The sequence below is a fragment of the Moritella sp. PE36 genome (assembly GCF_000170855.1).
GTDB lineage: Bacteria > Pseudomonadota > Gammaproteobacteria > Enterobacterales > Moritellaceae > Moritella.
Genome location: NZ_ABCQ01000131.1, coordinates 1 through 1,027 on the forward strand (window position 1 = coordinate 1; position 1,027 = coordinate 1,027).

Consider the following 1,027-nt stretch of genomic DNA (forward strand, 5'->3'; position numbering starts at 1 on the left):
TTGTCGGATTACAGTGCGAAGCGAGTGAAAAGTAAACGTTTAAACGGTTTGCTGTGATCTTTTAGCGTGTAGATATTTACAAGCCGGCCTCATATCACTATTATACGTTCCATTGCTGCGGAGGGGTGGCAGAGTGGCCGAATGCACTGGTCTTGAAAACCAGCAGGGGTTAATAGCTCCTCGAGAGTTCAAATCTCTCCTCCTCCGCCATCTATATAGAGAAGGGCGCTATCTGAAAAGGTAGCGCCTTTTTTGCATCTAAGCTTTAATCTTTCTTCATCACACCACTGTGTCTTTGCAATTTAGCGGCTCTTCTTCAGTGTAGTTGATAGTCACCGCTATTTTTCTGATAAACATATCGAATCTGATATTTTTTAAGCACTTGTTTTACGCTGTTGCTAGGAAGTCGAGCAGGTTGGTTTTATTTTGTGCGAAGTTTGAAGGTTTGGTCTTTTTGCTTTACAACTGGGCGCTGTATCTCTATTATACGCTCCATTGCTGCGGAGGGGTGGCAGGTGGCCCTACACTCTCCACCACTCTTTCCAGCACACTGGGGTCATAGCTGTTTCCTGATCTAGGTGACCATCCTAGCACAGGGGGATCGATCCTCTAGAGTCGACCTGCAGGCATGCAAGCTCTGCATTAATGAATCGGCCAACGCGCGGGGAGAGGCGGTTTGCGTATTGGGCGCTCTTCCGCTTCCTCGCTCACTGACTCGCTGCGCTCGGTCGTTCGGCTGCGGCGAGCGGTATCAGCTCACTCAAAGGCGGTAATACGGTTATCCACAGAATCAGGGGATAACGCAAGAAAGAACATTCGGGCAGCGTTGGGTCCTGGCCACGGGTGCGCATGATCGTGCTCCTGTCGTTGAGGACCCGGCTAGGCTGGCGGGGTTGCCTTACTGGTTAGCAGAATGAATCACCGATACGCGAGCGAACGTGAAGCGACTGCTGCTGCAAACGTCTGCGACCTGAGCACACATGAATGGTCTTCGGTTTCCGTGTTTCGTAAAGTCTGGAAACGCGGA

1 tRNA gene is annotated in these 1,027 nt (G+C 50.4%); it reads left to right on the forward strand.

Annotated elements, in window-relative coordinates:
- Window positions 1–119 precede the first annotated feature (119 nt).
- Window positions 120–210, forward strand: a tRNA-Ser gene (locus PE36_RS23640).
- Window positions 211–1,027: the final 817 nt, after the last annotated feature.